Genomic DNA, 17,852 nt, shown 5'->3' with positions numbered 1-17,852 from the left:
GTGAACTGGAGAAATACGATGAGTACGTTTTTGGTAACAGGTTCTACCGGCGACACTGGCGCGCCAACCGTCAAAGCCCTGCTCGAGCGCGGTCACCGCGTCAAAGCGCTGGTGCGACGTGAAGATGACCGCTCGCAAAAGCTCAAGGACATGGGCGCCGAGATTCACCTCGGTAACCTGCGCGACCTCAAGTCATTGCGCCCGGCGATGGAAGGCGTGGACGGTGCCTACTTTTGCTACCCGTTGAGCGATGGCCTGGTCGAAGCAGCGGCGCTGTTTGCCCAAGCGGCGAAAGAGCAGGGGGTCAAGCACATCGTCAACATGTCGCACAAACAATCGCGACCGGATGCACGCAGTCAGGCGACGTTGAACCATTGGATGTCGGAACAGATTTTCACTTGGTCGGGCATTCCATCCACCCACCTGCGCGTGACGTTTTTCGCCCAATGGATGCTCTACATCGCCGACTTTATTCGCGAGGGGCGCTACCTGACACCGTTCGACGCCGACAGCCGTTTTGCGCCCATGGCGGCCAGTGATATCGCGTTGGTGGTGGCCAATGTTCTGCTCAAACCCGAAGGCCACGGCGGTCAGGCGTATGCGCTGCACGGCCCGATCGAATACAGCCACCGTGAACTCGCCGCTCTGTTGGGCAGCACGCTGGGCAAGGAGGTGCGTTTCGAGCAGGTGGAAGTCGAAGACTTTGTGCGGATGCTCGGCGTTGATGCCGATCCAGCGTTTGCCGTGCACTTCAACGCAGTGAAAATCGACCAGCGTGAGAAACGCCTGGAAGGGCTCGATGACACGGGCGCCGCGATCATCGGTCAGCCATTGCAGACACCGGCGCAATTCATCGAGGAGCATCGCCAGCGCTTTATCTGAAGGTAACGAAAAAGGGCCGGATCGCTGCACAGCGTTCCGGCCCTTTGTGCGTTCAGCAGATGATGATTACAAGCTGCTCGCCAACTTCCCGCCCATCATCCGTCGACGATAGGACGTATCCCGATTCGCCAGCCAGAAGTACAGCGGCGACGTCACCAGCAAGCCGACCAGCCACGACAGATCCGCGCCGTTGATGTGTGCCGACACCGGGCCGACGTACAGCGGCGTGTTCATGAACGGGATCTGCACGGCGATGCCAATCGCGTAAGCCAGCAAGGCCTGCGGGTTGTAGCGACCGTAGATGCCGCCATCGACCTGGAAGATCGACTGGATGTCGTATTTGCCTTTGTGGATCGCGTAGAAGTCGATCAGGTTGATCGCCGTCCACGGCACCAGCACCACCAAAAGCACCAGCACCATATCGACGAAGTGACCGATGAAGTCCTTTGAGGCGCCGACGGCGGCGAAGCAGCAGGCCAGCAACACGATGATCGAGATCACCGCGCGGCTCTTGGCGGTCGGGATCCAGCGGTAGGCGAAGGTCTGCACCAGAGTGATCAGCGACAGCACGGCGCCGTAGAGGTTGAGGGCGTTGTGGCTGATTACGCTGAGCAGAAACAGCACCAACATCAGCGGGCCGATGGAACCGGTGGCCATTTTCACGGCGTCCATGGTGTCCATGCCAACCGGTGTCGCAAGCACGGCAACGGCGCCGAAAATGAACGCCAGGCTCGAACCGAGCGCCGAACCCAGATAGGTCGTCCAGAAGGTCGACGAGACTTTGACGTCGGCCGGCAAGTAACGCGAATAGTCGGACACGTACGGCGCAAATGCGATCTGCCACAACGCCGCCAACGACACGGTGGCCAGCCATCCGGAGAGGTTGAAGCTGCCACGGGTGAGGAAATCATCGGTCTGAATATGGGTAAAGATGTAGCCGAATCCGACGACGATGCCGATCCCCAACACCCAGGTGCCGATGCGGTTGAGCACGTGGATAAAGCGGTAGCCGATGATGCCGATGATCCCCGAACCCACGGCGCCGATGACAATGCCGACCGGCACCGGAACGCTATCAACCACGCCGTGCAACGACTTGCCGGCCAGGACGATGTTGGAGGCGAAGAAACCGATGTACATGACGCCGGCAATCAACACCACAAGCAGCGCACCGAGAGAGCCGAACTGCGCGCGGCTCTGGATCATCTGCGGAATGCCCATCTGCGGGCCTTGCGCCGAGTGCAACGCCATCAGCACGCCGCCGACCAGATGGCCGACGAGGATCGCGACGATGCCCCAGACCAGATTCAAGTGAAACAACTGCACGCCCAGCGCACCGGTGACGATGGGCAACGGCGCGATGTTGCCGCCGAACCAGAGCGTGAACAGATCCCTGACCTTTCCGTGGCGATCTTCGGGGGGCACGTATCCTATCGTGTGTTTTTCAATCAGCGGAGCGGAGGATGCTGCGGGGGTAGCCATGACGAACTCCAAGGCAAGGATGAGTACGTGGACGTACTTCGGCAAGCGCCGGCACGGGCGGCGCAATTCTTGTTGAAGCGATCATGGGTAAAGCGTCGGGATAGATAAATTAGTAAGTTTGTTGCTACAGACGTTAAAAAAAATATGCTCTGGGTGGGGTATGGCTCCGGTATGTTCAGGCTTCACCCTCATCCGGCTTTGCTCAGTCCTGTGGGGAGGGCATCTTCTGTGGAGAGGGGATTTATCTGTGGCGAGGGGATTTATCCCCGATGGGGCGCGAAGCGGCCCCTCTTTTGATTTTAAAAACAGGGGCCGCTGCGCAGCCCAGCGGGGATAAATCCCCTCGCCACATATAAATCCTCTGGCACAGATAAATCCTTTTGCCACAGATATTCCCCTTACCAAAGGTGCTCTGTGTAGGAGCTGCCGAAGGCTGCGATCCTTTGATTTTCTGGAGATTCCCATGGCCGCCTACAACCTGCGCCAGCTCAAATACTTCGTCACCACCGCCGATTGCGGCAGCGTCGCCGAAGCCTCGCGCAAGCTCTACATCGCGCAGCCATCGGTCTCCACCGCGATCAAACATCTGGAAGAAAGCTTCGGCGTGCAGTTGTTCATCCGCCACCACGCCCAGGGCGTTTCGCTGACACCGAGCGGTTCGCGCTTCTATCGCAAGGCGCTGGAACTGTTGCGCGTTGCCCACGAGTTCGAACAAAACGCCCTGGCCGACAACGACGTGGTCTCCGGACAGATCGATATCGGCTGTTTCGAAACCGTCGCGCCGCTGTACCTGCCGCGCCTGATCGCCGGTTTCAAGGCGCGCTGGCCCGGCGTGGAAATCCGCATTCGCGACGGCGAACAACAGGAACTGGTGCAAGCCCTGACCGCCGGCAGCATCGACGTGGCGATGATGTTCGAGCACGACCTCGACAGCACCATCGAAACCACGCCACTGATGCCACCGCAACAGCCGTACGCCTTGCTTCCGGCCAACCATCGCTTCGCGCAACAGGCCAAGGTTTCTTTGCACGATCTGGTGCTGGAGCCGATGATCCTGCTCGACGTAGTGCCGAGCCGCACCTACTTCGTGAGCATTTTCGAAGAGCGCGGACTGACGCCGAATATCGTCTTCAGCTCACCGTCGATCGAGATGGTGCGCGGCATGGTTGGCAATGGTTTTGGCTTTTCGATTCTGGTGACGAAACCGTTCAGCGACTACACCTACGACGGCCAGCAAGTCGTGTGTGTGCCGTTGGCGGAAACGGTGACCGGTTCGGGATTGTCGGCAGCGTGGTTGCGGCGCGTGCAACTGACCAAACCGGTGCAGTTGTTCGTCGACCATTGCCGTGAGGAATTGGCCCGACTGTACGCGTGAGTGCAGTCGAGCCGGGTTTCAATCGCGGATAAACGTCAGCACGCGCTGGAGCATGTCATCGCAGGCCTGCAACTGATCGAGGCTGACAAACTCATCCGGTTTGTGGCCCTGATCCATGCTGCCGGGGCCGCAGACTACGGTTGGAATGCCCACCGCATCAAACAAACCACCTTCAGTGCCGAATGCCACCGTGCCGAATTCCATTGAGCCGCAGAACGCCGCAATCAACTCGGCAGCCTGGCTCTGCGCATCGGTGACCAGTCCCGGATACGCCGACAACTCACTGAAACGAATTTCACTTTGCGCACTGACCGCACGCATGCGCGGCAGCACTTCGCGCTCGGCATAGCTCTTTAGCGCCTCGGCAACCAAGGCCGGATCCTGCGAGGGCAGGGCACGGATCTCGAAATCGAAACGGCAATCGGCAGGCACGATATTTAGCGCTTTACCACCGCTGATGACACCGGTTTGCACGGTGCTGTAGGGCGGGTCAAAACGCTTGTCGTGATGCTCCGGTGCTTTCAGTTGCTGACCGAGGCGTCCCAGTTCGCCGATCAATTCGGCGGCGTATTCGATGGCGTTGACGCCGAGTGGCGCGTAGGCCGAATGGCACGGATGGCCGTGCACATCGCAGCGCATCGCCAGTTTGCCTTTGTGGCCGAGCACCGGTTTCAATTCGGTTGGCTCGCCGATGATGCACAGCAGCGGTTTGACTGGGCGCTGCTGCAGAACCTTGAGCAAAGAACGCACGCCGAGGCAGCCAACTTCTTCGTCATACGACAACGCGATGTGCACCGGGATGCGCAACGACGCCTGCACCAGCGCCGGCACCAAGGCGAGCACGCAGGCGATGTAGCCCTTCATGTCCGCCGTGCCTCGGCCGAACACTTTGCCGTCGCGCTCAGTCAGTTCGAATGGAGGAAGCGTCCACGGCTGGCCGTCGACCGGCACCACATCGGTGTGCCCGGACAGCACGATGCCCGGTTGATCCACCGGGCCGATCGTGGCGAACAGGTTGGCTTTGCTGCGCTCATCGTTGTAGATCAGCGCGCAGGACACGTCGAAGCCTTCGAGGTAATCGCGGACGAATTCGATCAGTTGCAAGTTGGATTCACGGCTGGTGGTGTCGAAACCCACCAGCGCTCTGAGCAACTCGACGCTGTTCATCGATCATCACCGGCGACGCCGTAACCCGGGGCCTTGGCGGGATCGAGCGCGCGGTCGATGTAGTCTTGAAGCTGCGGCTGATAGGCGTCCCAAAGTTTTTGCAACTGACCGATCGGGTCTTCATCGGCCCAGTCCACGCGCAGATTGACGATCGGCCAGGTCTGTTCACCGACCACTACAACCGCAGCCGAATGCACCGGGCCGGCTTCGCCACCGAGGGCTTGCGCGGCGTGCAGGGCTTTGAGCAGACGGTCGGCGAGTTGGCCTTCGCCGTCTTCGAAGGCGCTGACCATCGCTTCGATGACTGAGCGCCCGGCGAGCATGTTGCCGGCAGCGACGCATTGTTCGCCGGAGACTGCATTGTGCACGCCAAGGGTCTGCGAACCGCTGAAGTGTGCAGTCTGGCCGAGGTGGTTGATCGCGGTGATCTGGCGGTACTGGCTGTAGCCGTTGCGCGTGAGGACTTTGTCCAGTGCTTCGTCCGGCGACAGGCCTTGCTCCATCAGCGCGAGCACTTCCGGGCCGAGCGAGGGCAGGGTGATGTTCTGGCTCGACACCGCGCCAACGCCCGGCAGCAACCATGGGCAGCGCGCGCCGACGGCGATGCTGGAGGAACTGATGGCGACACCGAACTGGCCGGTTTCGGCGCAGCGGGCTGCGATTGAAAAGGTCATGGTTTTAATCCTTTTGAGGAAATGGTTGTCCTTTAGGGCCTCTTCGCGAGCAAGCTCTGCTCCTACAAAGATCTGCTTCTGTAGGAGCAAGGCTTGCCCGCGAAGGCCATAACTCGGTGTTATGCCTTACTCAGGAATCACCGCAATCACATCAATCTCCATCAACCACTGCGGCTGCCCCAGTGCCGACACCACCAACCCGGTCGAAATCGGGAACACGCCTTTGAGCCACTTGCCCACCTCGCCATACACCGCTTCGCGATAACGCGGGTCGATCAGGTAGGTGGTGGTTTTGACGATGTGGCTCATGTCGCTGCCGGCTTCTTCCAGCAGTTGCTTGACGTTGCACATCGCTTGTTCAGCCTGCGCACGCGGGTCGCCCAGACCGATCAGATTGCCGTCGAAATCAGTGCCGACCTGACCACGAACATAGACCGTGTTACCGGCGCGAACGGCCTGGCACAGGTCGTTGTCCAGCGTCTGGTTCGGGTAGGTGTCTTTGGTGTTGAACATACGGATGCGAGTGTGGGTTGGCGTGCTCATTTACAGCTCCAGAATCAGGGTTGCCCGGCGCAATCGGCGCCGGATCGAAAGAAGCAAATCAGGCGTCGACGGTGTCGGCGATTTTGTTATGCGCAGGCGAGTGCAGTTCGGCTTCACGCTGCTCGGCGTCGCGATAGTCCAGATATTTGCGCTGGGTCGCGATGTGATCGGCGACGTGTTTGGCGTCGTGCCAGACGCCCCAGATGAACGACGAACCGCGACGCGACTGCCACGGTAAACCAAGGAAATACACACCCGGCTCGCTCGACACACCGCGCTGATGCACAGGCTTGCCTTTGTCATCGAACGCCGCGACTTGCAGCCAGGAATAATCCACGGCGAAGCCTGTGGCCCAGATGATCGAGGTGATGCCAGCCTTGGCCAGATCCAGATCGGCCAGCGGATTTTTCACGCAGTCAGGCTCTGGATACGTTTCGCGTGCTTCCGGTTCTTCCGGCAGGTCGAGGCCGTTACGCTCGATGTAAGCGTCGGCAGCATCCAGCAGTGCCAGATAGTTTTCGTCACCGCGATTGAGGTTGCCGACCAGATCCTGCTTGAAAGTGACCACGCCGTTATTGAACGACTCGGTCACACCGACCAGGGTCATGCCGCGATGGGCCAGCCCGCGAAAATCGATGGTGCGCCCGCCATGGGCGCCACTGACCGCGATGGTCACGTGCTCGCGGCCAGGTTTCATCGCCGCTTGATCCCACTCGCCCAACACGCCCAGCCACCAGCAGAAATCACGGTTGCGGTAAGCGCGAGGCGGGCGGTCGTGGGCGCCGACGGAGAGGAAAACTTGCTTGCCTGAGCGTTGCAGTTCATCGGCAATTTGCACGCCGGAAGAACCGGCACCGACCACCAGCACTGCGCCTTCCGGCAGTTGCTGCGGGTTGCGATAGTCAGCGGAGTGGATCTGCAGCAGACGTTCGTCTTGCGGGGCAATCGCCGGGATCACCGGTTTCTGAAACGGACCGGTAGCCGCGACCACACGGCTGGCTTCGATCACGCCTTCGGAGGTTTCGACGGTGAAACCCGGACGACCGACATTGCGCACCACGCTTTTGACTTCAACGCCGGTGCGGATCGGCGCATTGAATTTCTTCGCATAGGCTTCGAAGTAATCAGCCACGCGTTCTTTCGGGGCGAAACCGTCGGGATCGACATCATCAAATTCCAGACCCGGAAAGCGGTCGTGCCACGCCGGGCCGTTGGCGACCAGCGAATCCCAACGCCCGGTGCGCCAGCGCTCGGCAATGCGGTTGCGCTCCAGCACCAGGTGCGGCACACCGAGTTTGCTCAGGTGCTCACTCATGGCGACGCCTGCCTGGCCGGCACCCACGATCAGCGTGTCTGTTTTTATTATTTCAGTGGTCATCTCTACATCCTTCCTAGCAAGGCAGTTGGATTCGGGCGCTGTTGGCTTGTCCGTTTGGCTTGAGGTCAGACTAGGGAGAGGGGGGATATCGGTAAAATATTATTAAGCTGGGATGTGAAGATAAAATTCTGATGCAGGGGGGGGAAGGCCTTTGAATACGGGGGTTCTAGCAGTGGACGAACCTGCAACTACACACAAAAATCTTCAACCAGAGTGCAATCCTTGTGGTGAGGGGATTTATCCCCGTTGGGTCGCGAAGCGGCCCTTCTTTTGATTTCAAAAAAAGGGACTGCTGCGCAGTCCAACGGGGATGAATCCCCTCACCACAGTGGTAGTGGGAATCTTAGAGGGGTTATCGGTTGAGGAACGCCAGCAGGTCTTCATTCAATGCTTGCGCATGGGTCACCGCAAAACCATGCGGTGCACCGGCATACACCTTCAACTCAGCACCCTTGATCTGCGCAGCAGCCTGCTTACCCGTGGTTTCAAACGGCACAATCTGATCGCCGTCGCCATGAATCACCAGCGTCGGCACATCGATCTTGGCCATGTCCGGACGGAAGTCGGTTTCCGAGAACGCAGTAACGCAATCCACGGTGCCCTTGAGCGACGCCAGCAGAGCCACATTCAGGGTCTGCGTGAGTACGCCGTCAGAGACTTTCTGGCCCTGATTGGTGCCATAGAACGGCGCGGCAAAATCGGCGATGAACTGCGCACGATCCTTCAACAGGCCAGCCTTGATGCCGTCGAATACCGACGTGTCGACGCCTTCCGGGAAGTCAGCTTTCTTGCCAAATAACGGCGTCACCGCGCCCAGCAACACCAGCCCGGCAACGCGCTCGCTGCCATGACGGGCGATATAGCGGCTGACATCGCCACCGCCCATGGAGAAGCCCACCAGGGTGACGTCACGCAGATCCAGATGGTTGATCAATTGCGCGATGTCATCGGCGAAAGTATCGTAGTCGTAACCTGTCCACGGCTGATCGGAGCGGCCGAAACCCCGGCGATCGAACGCGATGGTGCGGTAGCCACGGCTACTCAGGTATTCCATCTGGTATTCCCACATGTCGGCATCCAGCGGCCAGCCATGGCTGAACAGCACGGGTTTGCCGCTGCCCCAGTCCTTGAAATAGATCTCGGTGCCGTCTTGCGTGGTGAAGGTGCTCATGCAAACTCCTTGCGTCAGCGATGATTCGGAAAGCCGAAATGGCAGCCTTCACTATCGGCGCAATGTGTTGCTGCTACTTGTATGCAAGTGCTGGGTTATATCGGTTCTAATCCATAGCAGAGTTGGTTGATGCAACCTTTGATCCGTCAGTGGAGTACCTTTTGTGATGCGCTGGACGGGATTCGGCGATTCAGTGATTTTCAGAAGAACCTGGCCACCGCCAAGAACCTGCTCAGCGCCCGGCTCAAGGGCCTGGTCGAGCAGGGCATCCTGCAAACAGTGCCCGCAGCGGATGGCGGTGCGCAAAGGAATACGTGCTGACTGAACGTGGCAAAGCGTTGTAGACGGTGATCGTTGCGTTGTCGCAATGAGGCGGGGAATGCATGTATGCGCCGGGCTCGGTGATGGTTGATGTAAAAAATCGTCAGCCGATTCGCAAGCTGGAGCTGATGGCAACCGGTGGTCGCGTGTTCGCACCGGAGGCTGTAGCGACCCGCTTGGCGGTCGAGCACTAGCTCGGGGGGCTACAATGGCGCCGTGATTGTTTCACTTGGAACGTCGCTAAAATTGATACTTGTGCTGACAGCATAGTTAGCTGGCCGGAGAGAAAGTGATGTCACTGAATAAAGATTGGCAGCCTGGTTTCGGAGAAATAATCACTTGGTTCGCCATGGATAAAAATGGACTTATAGCAGTGATGGTAAACAACTGTTTTGGTCGCCTCCCTCCTGTGTTGCTGGATGTTCCAGGCTTGGAAGCGAAACTCGATGGTATCAATGAGTTTTTATGGGAGGAGTCGTTAGATTTTACTGATTATCCAGAGAATAAGGCAGGTCGAACTTTGTTAGATGTGTATTCATTTCGCAGATACCGTAATACTCATTCGCGCAAAGATGTGGAGTTGATAGTTTCAGAAAGAGCAGGTTTTGATCAAACACTCTCAGAGTATTCAATTCCGTCAATCAAAGGATTTTACGTTTATCATGCATTGGAAAGCTCTTCTCCTGGCGAAGATTATCCGGTCGGATATGAAGGAAAAGCATCAAATGGGGACTATTTTCGGTTTTTAGTTCCAACTGTACCTGCGGGGATTGAAGACTTTCCCGAGAGTTTAAGGTCGCTGGTTGTAGTCTCGGACACATTGGATTTTACCTTTGGACAGATTGTTGTGAACAATTCCATTGGATTGGTTTTTAACAGACTTTTTTGTTGACCTGTTTGCGGGAATAACCTAGAGGGGTAAGGGTGGGTAGTTTATGCGCGGCTCAATCGACTTCGAGTAAAAAACGCCCCGAATCAATCGGGGCGTTTTCATTGGCCAGGCCTGATCAGCAGATCACTCAGCGAAACGCCGGCACCACGTGCTTGATAAACAGCTCCAGCGATTTCTTTTTCTCGGCATGCGGCAAGCTGTTGTCGCACCAGAAGCTGAACTCATCGACGCCCAGTTCCTGGTAGTACTTGATGCGCGGAATAATCTCCTCCGGCGTGCCGATCATTGCGGTTTTGTGCAGGCTTTCCAGTTCGAACTCAGGACGTCCGGCAAACTTCTCTTCCGGGCTTGGGTCGAGGAAGCCGTTGACCGGGGTTTGCTTGTTGCCGAACCACGCGTCGAAGGTGCGGTAGAAGCGCGAGATCGCTTTGGCGCCGACTTTCCAGCCGTCCGGATCGTCTGCGGTGTGTACGTGGGTATGACGCAGCACCATCAATTGTGGACGCGGCACGTCGGGGTTGTTGTTCAGTGCGGTCTGGAATTTGTTCTTCAGGTCGAGAACTTCTTCGTCGCCTTTCATCAACGGCGTAACCATCACGTTGCAGCCGTTGGCCACGGCGAAGTTGTGCGAATCCGGATCGCGGGCGGCGATCCACATCGGCGGGTTCGGCTGCTGAATCGGCTTCGGCACGCTGGTCGAAGTGGGGAATTTCCAGATGTCACCGTCGTGGGCGTAATCGCCTTTCCACAGGGCGCGCACCACCGGAACCATTTCACGCAAGGCCTGACCGCCGGAAGAGGCAGGCATGCCGCCGGCCATGCGATCGAATTCAACCTGATAGGCGCCACGGGCCAGCCCGACTTCCATGCGACCGTTGCTGATCACGTCGAGCAACGCGCATTCACCGGCCACTCGCAGCGGGTGCCAGAACGGCGCGATGATGGTGCCGGCGCCGAGGTGGATGGTCGTGGTTTTTGCCGCGAGGTAGGCCAGCAGCGGCATCGGGCTTGGCGAGATGGTGTATTCCATCGCGTGGTGTTCGCCGATCCACACGGTGCTGAAACCGCCGGCCTCGGCCATCAGGGTGAGTTCGGTCAGGTCTTCGAACAGTTGGCGGTGGCTGACGCTTTCGTCCCAGCGCTCCATGTGTACGAACAGGGAAAATTTCATCACGCTTCCTCGGATCTTTTGTTGTTGAGGCAAAAACTTGTAGGCCTTCGCCTGCTTACGCTGAACTCTGTAGGAGCTGCCGAAGGCTGCGATCTTTTGATCTGGTCTTTAAAGCAAAATCAAAAGATCGCAGCCTTCGGCAGCTCCTACATTGATCTATTCAGGCCAGGACGGGCAGGGCGCCCATTTTGCCGTGGCAGTACACCAGCGGGCCGCTGTGCTGCTCGGGGACGATCAGGTTCTTCACGGCGCCGACCATGATGGCGTGGTCGCCGCCTTCGTATTCGCGCCACAGTTCACACTCGATGATAGCCGTCGCATTGGCCAGAATCGGGTTACCCAGTTCGCTCAGCGTCCACTCGATGCCGTGCGCCTTGTCCTTGCCTTTGCGGGCGAAAGCGTAGGCTTCGCTTTGCTGGCCGCCGGACAGAACATGAATCGCGAAGCGTTTGTTCTTGATCAGCACAGGGTAGGAGTCGGAGCTGTAGTTGGGGCAGAACAGCACCAGCGCAGGATCCATCGACAGCGAGCTGAAGGCGCTGGCGGTCAGGCCGACGATCTGCCCGTCATCATCCAGCGTGGTGATGACAGTGACGCCGGACGGAAACGAGCCCATGACTTGTTTGTAGCTGGCTGCATCGATCATTGGACGGTCCTCGGGTGTTGTGACGCGATTTTTATGTATTTGTTGGTCTGATGGTATACCAGTAATTTTACTTTGCAAGGGCTTTTAAGCTGAACCGATTAACGTGGTGCTTTCGTCGGAAACTCAACGTTTATTGGGCTTGCGGCTGGCCTGTGAGCCGCGGTTTCAGGGAGGATGACGTATCAGTTAGTGCTGTGAACTACGGATCAGTCTTGTGAAAAGTTTGGAATACCATAATATGGTCTGCATCTGAGGGGCGGCCAGAGAGTCCCCCCGGTTTGGCTTCATACAAAGATAAGAACAGACAAACTCGAGTTCATTCCTATGCCCCAGATGTCCAGGCAAGATCCGTTGATCGAGAATCATACGGTCGACTACGTCCCACTCGCGGAACGCCACGGCAAGGCCCGCGACCTATTCACTCTTTGGTTCAGCACCAACATTGCGCCACTGCCCATCGTCACCGGCGCCATGGTGGTTCAGGTGTTCCATCTCGATTTGCTCTGGGGCCTGCTGGCGATTGCGCTGGGGCACATGATTGGCGGCGTGGTGATTGCGCTGGCCTCGGCGCAAGGCCCGCGCATGGGCATTCCGCAGATGGTGCAGAGTCGCGGTCAGTTCGGGCGTTATGGCGCGCTGTTGATCGTGTTTTTTGCGGCGATCATTTACATAGGCTTCTTCATTTCCAACATCGTGCTGGCGGGTAAATCCATCGTCGGCCTTGCGCCGTCGGTGCCGGCTCCGCTGAGCATTTTGATTGGTGCGCTGGCGGCCACGGCCATTGGCGTGATCGGCTACAACTTCATTCACACGCTGAACCGCATCGGCACCTGGGTGATGGGCAGCGCGTTGCTCGCCGGGTTCATCTATATCTTCGCCCATGACTTGCCTGCGGACTTCCTCACGCGCGGCAGCTTCAACCTGTCCGGTTGGCTGGCGACGGTGTCGTTGGGGATCATCTGGCAGATCAGCTTCTCGCCGTACGTGTCCGACTATTCGCGTTATTTGCCGGCGGATATCGGCATCGCCAAGCCGTTTTGGGCGACGTATCTGGGCGCGACGCTGGGCACAATTCTGTCGTTCAGCTTCGGCGCAGTGGCGGTGTTGGCGACTCCGGAAGGCACCGAGGCGATGGCGGCGGTCAAGCAGTCGACGGGCTGGCTGGGGCCGATTTTGATGGTGCTGTTTTTGCTCAATATCATCAGCCATAACGCCCTGAATCTGTATGGCGCGGTGCTGTCGATCATCACCTCGATCCAGACCTTCGCCAGCCAATGGACGCCGAGCATCAAGGTGCGCGTGGTGCTATCGAGTGTCGTGTTGGCGGGTTGCTGCGTGGTGGCGCTGGGTGCCTCGGCGGATTTCATCTCCGAGTTTATCGGGCTGATTCTGGCGCTGTTGCTGGTGTTGGTGCCGTGGGCGTCGATCAACCTGATCGACTTCTACCTGATCAAACGCGGCAGCTACGACATCACCTCGATCTTCCGCGCTGACGGCGGGATTTACGGACGCTTCAATCTGCACGCGATCGTTGCGTACTTCATCGGCATCATTGTGCAGCTGCCGTTCGCCAACACTTCGCTGTATGTCGGGCCGTACGCCAATCTGGTGGAGGGTGCGGATCTGTCGTGGCTGGTCGGGCTGGTGGTCACTGTGCCGCTGTATTACTGCCTGGCGACACGTGGGCAGGCGCAGCAGAGCAGGGTGGCAAAACTGAGCTATCGCCCCTAACCGATTTCTCTGGTGATGTCCCCTCACCACAATTGACTTGCGGGATGCTCACGCATCCCGGTGGTCATTCATATTGGCCACATCGATCCCCTTTTGGCCCATCCCCCACTGTGATCCGTCTACGCTGTCAGCAAGAATCAAAACCATAACGAAACGCTAGACCTTTTTTACCCTCGGCTACCTTTAAAGCCGCTGCCGTGTACAGAACATAAAAACCATCGAACTCACGCCGCATTTTGGGGAAACAACCATGGTCACGATGAAACGCATTCTGGGTGCCGCCGTGTGTGGGCTGACGCTGTTGGCCAGCGCCGTCCAGGCCGAGCAACGCGAACTGCGGGTGTACAACTGGGCGGATTACATTCTGCCGTCCGTGCCCAAGGATTTCGCTGCAAAAAGCGGCATCAAAGTGATCTGGGACACCTTCGACACCAACGAATCCCTGGAAGCCAAACTGCTCACCGGCAACTCCGGTTACGACCTCGTCGTGCCGTCGAACCAGTTCCTCGAAACGCAAATCAAGGCCGGCGTGTTCCAGAAACTCGACAAGTCGAAATTGCCAAACTGGAGCCACCAGGATCCGGAGCTGTTGAAACTGCTGGGCAAGAACGACCCCGGCAACCAGTACGGCGTGCCTTACATGGTCGGCACCGTGCTGATCGGCTTCAACCCGGACAAGGTCAAGGCTGCACTGGGCGATAACGCGCCGGTCGACAGTTGGGATCTGGTGTTCAAACCGGAGAACATGGAAAAACTCAAATCCTGCGGCGTTGCGATGCTCGATTCGCCGACAGAAATTCTGCCACTGGCCCTGCACTATCTGGGCCTCGACCCGAATAGCCAAAACCCTGCCGACTATGAAAAAGCCAAAGAGCTGATGCTCAAGGTTCGTCCGTACGTCACCTACTTCAACTCGGCCAAGTACATGACCGACATCGCCAATGGCGACATCTGCGTGGCCATCGGTTATTCGGGCAGCTTCTACCAGTTTGGCAACCGCGCCAAAGAGGCAAAAAACGGTGTCGTGGTCGACTGGCGCTTGCCGAAGGAAGGCGCGCCGATCTGGTTCGACACTTTCGCGATTCCGAAGAGCGCGAAGAACGTCGAAGAGGCCCACGAATTCCTCAACAACTTGCTCGATCCGAAAGTCATCGCGCCGATCAGTGACTTCCTCGGCTACCCGAATGCGAACAAGGATTCGATCCCGTTGATCAACAAAGAGATCACCGACAACCCGAACCTGACACCGACCCCGGAGGCACTGAAAAACCTCTACGTCGTCCAGCCATTGCCGCAGAAACTCGAACGCGTGCGCACCCGCGTCTGGACCAGCATCAAGTCCGATAAATAACAGTCGACGCCGACCCAATGTGGGAGCGGGCTTGCTCGCGAAGGCGGTGTATCAGGCAGCTTATTTGCCGACTGATACTCCGCTTTCGCGAGCAAGCCCACTCCCACAGGTTTTTTTGGTGTGTCATTCGGTGCTGCGTTCGGCATCTCGGGTGATGACCAGACTCAGCAACACCGAACCAAAAATCACCCCGCCCACCACCAGCAGCGACCACTCCACCGGCATGTGAAACCACGGCATCAGCACCATTTTTCCGCCGATAAACACCAGCACAATCGCCAGCCCGTACTTGAGCAAATGAAAGCGGTCAGCCATGTCCGCCAGCAGGAAGTACAGCGCGCGCAAGCCCATGATCGCGAAGATGTTCGAGGTGAACACAATGAACGGGTCAGTCGTTACGGCGAAGATCGCCGGGATGCTGTCGACCGCGAACATCAAATCACTGGCCTCGATCAATACCAGCACCAGAAACATCGGCGTCGCCCAGCGCACACCGTTTTGCAGAACAAAAAACCGTTCGCCATGAAAGCCACTGGTGATGCGCATATGACCGCGCACCCAGCGCAGCAGCGGATTCTTGTCGAGATCCGGTTGCTGGTCGGCAAACACCAGCATCTTGATGCCGGTGATGATCAGGAACACGCCGAACGCGTACAGCAGCCATTCGAACTGCGACACCAGCCACACGCCGGCGAAAATCATCACCGCGCGCATCACAATCGCCCCGAGCACGCCGTACAGCAGCACGCGGCGTTGCAACTCCGGCGGCACCGCGAAGTAGGTGAAAATCATCACGAAGATGAACATGTTGTCGATCGACAGCGATTGCTCGATCAGATAACCGGTGAGAAATTCCAGGGTCTTCTGCCGGGCGATATCGGCACCGAATTCGCCGTGCAAATACCACCACAACAGCGCGGCGAAACTCAGTGCCAACAAGCACCAGGCAATCACCCAGGACAAGGCTTCGCGCACTGAGACGCGGTGCGCCTTGCGCCCGCCGAACACAAAGAGATCCAATGCGAGCATCGCCAGCACGAAGACGACGAAGCCGCCCCACATCCACGGTTCGCCGATATTGATATTGGTTGAAGGCATGTCACGCTCCCTGTCTTTTATTCGATTAGCGTCAGACGTGGCCATGCTAGCGACGAGTTTGCGCGAAAGAAAAATCGTTTATTTCTGCGGTAGAGTTCGATAAAAACGAAGTGTCGGGCCAACAAGGCAGTCCGACTCATCCTCGAATTTCGGGTCGCACCTTTGGTGTTACCCCTACAGGGCGGCACTTTCAGCCATGCAAACCGACATCCTCGAACCGCAAGCCGTGTGCAGCCCGATCACCCGCAGCGCGATTTTTATCGTCGCGACACTCAATGAAGGCGCCGACGCCGCCGCAACCGTGAAAGGCTGGTGCGGCGACGTCGCCGGGCTGGTGCGCTCGGTCGGCAAGCGCGTGCCGTCAGGCAACCTAACCTGCATCTGCGGCTTTTCCTCGAACGTCTGGGATCGTTTATTTGGCAGCCCGCGACCGGCGTCCCTGCACGCGTTCCGCGAATTTGGCGAGGAAGGGCGACACGCGCCGTCAACTCCCGGCGATCTGCTGCTGCACATCCGCGCCGATCAGATGGATCTGTGTTTTGAACTGGCGACGCAAATCATGGCCGTGCTGGGCGATGCCGTCACCGTGGTCGACGAGGTGCAGGGTTTCCGTTATTTCGACATGCGCAGCATCATCGGTTTTGTCGACGGCACGGAAAACCCGGTCGGGCGCAAAGCGGTGAATTTCACCATCGTCGGTGATGAAGATCCGGGCTTCAGTGGCGGCAGCTACGTGCTGGTGCAGAAATACCTGCACAACATGAATGCGTGGAATTCGCTGAGCGTTGAGGCGCAGGAGCGAGTGATCGGCCGCGAGAAGTTGTCCGACATCGAACTGGACGACTCGGTCAAACCTTCCAATTCACACAGTGCACTGACGACGATCACTACCGCCGAGGGCGAGGAGGTGAAGATCCTGCGCGACAACATGCCGTTTGGCCGACCGGGAGCGGGGGAGTTTGGTACGTTCTTTATTGGCTATGCGCGTTCGCCTGAGCCGATGGAACAGATGTTGGAAAATATGTTTGTCGGCAAGCCAGTCGGCAACTATGACAAGTTGCTGGATTTCAGCACTGCAGTCACCGGGAGCCTGTATTTCGTGCCGTCGGCTGATTTGCTGGAAGAGTTGGCGGATCGCTGATCAACGAAAGAACTCCCCCGGCGTTTCGCCAAATTGTTGCCGAAACGCCGCAATAAATGCCGACGTCGAATCGTAACCACAGGCCAGCGCCACATCGGTGACGCGTTCACCTTTCTCCAGCGGCGTCAGTGCCCCGAGCAGGCGCAGGCGTTGGCGCCAGGCGCGGAAGGTCAGGCCGGTGTCGCGCAGGAACAGGCGGGTGAGGGTCTTTTCGGTGATGCCAAATTTTTCGCTCCAGTGACTCAGGGTGGTCTGCTGCTCCGGGTGTTGCTCCAGGCTTTGGTAGATTTGTTTTAAGCGCGCGTCCTGCGGCAGCGGCAGCATCAAATCGATCTGCGGGGCGTCTGCCAGTTGATCTAGGATCACCTGCGCCATGCGCCCGTGCGGGCCGCTCTGGTCGTATTCCACCGGCACCTGACTGAACGCGCGGATCAGTTCGCGAAGCAAATCACTGACGCCGAGCACATGACAATGCTCAACCGCCCAGCCCGCCACACTGCAATCGATGTAGAGGCTGCGCATTTCCGTTTGCGGCGAACTGAATACCCGATGCGGCACACCGGCCGGAATCCACACCGCGCGCTCCGGCGGCGCGACAAAGCGGCCGACGCTGGTCTGCACTTCGAGCACACCTTGAATCGCGTACGACAACTGCACCCACGGGTGACTATGGCGCCGGGTCAATGCGCGATTGGGCAGTGATTCCGTGCGTCCATACAGCGGGCGCGGCAGGCTGGGCAGCCCGGGAATGCTGCGGCGAATGCTTTTGTCATGTCCTTTAGGCGGCATCTCAAGGCTCTTCGGCGTTAGTCGGTAATTTGCAGTCACG

Annotated in this window: 16 protein-coding genes and 1 pseudogene; 7 read left to right on the top strand and 10 right to left on the bottom strand. The window is 58.2% G+C overall.

The genetic code is table 11. The features are described from left to right. Positions 1 to 18 precede the first annotated feature (18 nt). Positions 19 to 882 (top strand): NmrA family NAD(P)-binding protein, encoded by an 864-nt coding sequence (locus KFS80_RS08955; protein ID WP_159814058.1) that lies wholly within the window; start codon positions 19 to 21, stop codon positions 880 to 882. A 66-nt stretch (positions 883 to 948) separates the two neighbouring features. Here KFS80_RS08955 and KFS80_RS08950 read toward each other — a convergent pair whose 3' ends face one another. Continuing rightward, positions 949 to 2,364, bottom strand: a complete 1,416-nt coding sequence (locus tag KFS80_RS08950) for a purine-cytosine permease family protein (protein ID WP_053121257.1) — start codon at positions 2,362 to 2,364, stop codon at positions 949 to 951. A gap of 463 nt (positions 2,365 to 2,827) precedes the next feature. Between KFS80_RS08950 and KFS80_RS08945 the strand changes: the two genes are divergently transcribed. Further along, on the top strand, positions 2,828 to 3,739 hold the full coding sequence (locus KFS80_RS08945) for a LysR family transcriptional regulator (RefSeq protein ID WP_053121255.1): 912 nt from the start codon (positions 2,828 to 2,830) through the stop codon (positions 3,737 to 3,739). An 18-nt stretch (positions 3,740 to 3,757) separates the two neighbouring features. On the opposite strand, the gene argE is transcribed toward KFS80_RS08945, so the two are convergent. The 5 genes from argE to KFS80_RS08920 form a co-directional block, all read right to left on the bottom strand. After that, positions 3,758 to 4,906 (bottom strand): acetylornithine deacetylase, encoded by a 1,149-nt coding sequence (argE, locus tag KFS80_RS08940; RefSeq protein WP_212544578.1) that lies wholly within the window; start codon positions 4,904 to 4,906, stop codon positions 3,758 to 3,760. After that, positions 4,903 to 5,580, bottom strand: coding sequence for a DUF1028 domain-containing protein (locus tag KFS80_RS08935; RefSeq protein ID WP_212544577.1), 678 nt, complete (start codon positions 5,578 to 5,580; stop codon positions 4,903 to 4,905). The genes argE and KFS80_RS08935 overlap by 4 nt, the downstream gene beginning before the upstream one ends. A gap of 126 nt (positions 5,581 to 5,706) precedes the next feature. Next, entirely contained in the window at positions 5,707 to 6,123 is a 417-nt protein-coding gene (locus tag KFS80_RS08930) for a RidA family protein (protein WP_212544576.1), read from the bottom strand. Between the two features lie 58 nt (positions 6,124 to 6,181). Beyond that, positions 6,182 to 7,501 (bottom strand): flavin-containing monooxygenase, encoded by a 1,320-nt coding sequence (locus KFS80_RS08925; protein ID WP_212544575.1) that lies wholly within the window; start codon positions 7,499 to 7,501, stop codon positions 6,182 to 6,184. A gap of 352 nt (positions 7,502 to 7,853) precedes the next feature. Further along, positions 7,854 to 8,672 (bottom strand): alpha/beta fold hydrolase, encoded by an 819-nt coding sequence (locus tag KFS80_RS08920; RefSeq protein ID WP_212544574.1) that lies wholly within the window; start codon positions 8,670 to 8,672, stop codon positions 7,854 to 7,856. A gap of 165 nt (positions 8,673 to 8,837) precedes the next feature. Between KFS80_RS08920 and KFS80_RS27275 the strand changes: the two are divergent. Together KFS80_RS27275 and KFS80_RS08910 are read left to right on the top strand one after the other, a co-directional pair. Further along, a pseudogene (locus tag KFS80_RS27275) lies at positions 8,838 to 9,187 on the top strand (winged helix-turn-helix transcriptional regulator); the annotation flags it as partial. A 98-nt stretch (positions 9,188 to 9,285) separates the two neighbouring features. Beyond that, complete coding sequence (locus KFS80_RS08910) at positions 9,286 to 9,885, top strand: hypothetical protein (protein WP_159814044.1); 600 nt, start codon at positions 9,286 to 9,288, stop codon at positions 9,883 to 9,885. A gap of 127 nt (positions 9,886 to 10,012) precedes the next feature. Here the strand turns inward: KFS80_RS08910 and KFS80_RS08905 are convergent, their stop codons facing one another. Both KFS80_RS08905 and KFS80_RS08900 read right to left on the bottom strand, forming a co-directional pair. Next, positions 10,013 to 11,056: an LLM class flavin-dependent oxidoreductase gene (locus tag KFS80_RS08905; RefSeq protein ID WP_159814042.1), complete on the bottom strand. Its 1,044-nt coding sequence runs from the start codon at positions 11,054 to 11,056 to the stop codon at positions 10,013 to 10,015. 160 nt (positions 11,057 to 11,216) lie between these two features. Further along, positions 11,217 to 11,702: a flavin reductase family protein gene (locus KFS80_RS08900; protein ID WP_212544573.1), complete on the bottom strand. Its 486-nt coding sequence runs from the start codon at positions 11,700 to 11,702 to the stop codon at positions 11,217 to 11,219. Positions 11,703 to 12,026: 324 nt separating this feature from the next. Here KFS80_RS08900 and KFS80_RS08895 point away from each other — a divergent pair, with 324 nt between their 5' ends. Continuing rightward, positions 12,027 to 13,433 (top strand): purine-cytosine permease family protein, encoded by a 1,407-nt coding sequence (locus tag KFS80_RS08895; protein ID WP_212544572.1) that lies wholly within the window; start codon positions 12,027 to 12,029, stop codon positions 13,431 to 13,433. Between the two features lie 250 nt (positions 13,434 to 13,683). Further along, entirely contained in the window at positions 13,684 to 14,784 is a 1,101-nt protein-coding gene (locus KFS80_RS08890) for a polyamine ABC transporter substrate-binding protein (protein ID WP_159814039.1), read from the top strand. A 123-nt stretch (positions 14,785 to 14,907) separates the two neighbouring features. Here KFS80_RS08890 and KFS80_RS08885 read toward each other — a convergent pair whose 3' ends face one another. Beyond that, the gene (locus tag KFS80_RS08885) at positions 14,908 to 15,882 is read right to left on the bottom strand and encodes a TerC family protein (protein WP_212544571.1); all 975 of its coding nucleotides are present in this window, start codon (positions 15,880 to 15,882) and stop codon (positions 14,908 to 14,910) included. Positions 15,883 to 16,078: 196 nt separating this feature from the next. Between KFS80_RS08885 and KFS80_RS08880 the strand changes: the two genes are divergently transcribed. Further along, positions 16,079 to 17,023: a Dyp-type peroxidase gene (locus KFS80_RS08880; protein WP_212544570.1), complete on the top strand. Its 945-nt coding sequence runs from the start codon at positions 16,079 to 16,081 to the stop codon at positions 17,021 to 17,023. Here KFS80_RS08880 and KFS80_RS08875 read toward each other — a convergent pair whose 3' ends face one another. Continuing rightward, positions 17,024 to 17,812 (bottom strand): AraC family transcriptional regulator, encoded by a 789-nt coding sequence (locus tag KFS80_RS08875; protein WP_212544569.1) that lies wholly within the window; start codon positions 17,810 to 17,812, stop codon positions 17,024 to 17,026. Positions 17,813 to 17,852 lie beyond the last annotated feature (40 nt).

This window comes from Pseudomonas rustica (assembly GCF_018336155.1).
In the GTDB taxonomy this organism is placed as follows: Bacteria; Pseudomonadota; Gammaproteobacteria; order Pseudomonadales; family Pseudomonadaceae; genus Aquipseudomonas; species Aquipseudomonas rustica.
This window is presented reverse-complemented; position numbering and strand designations above follow the sequence as displayed.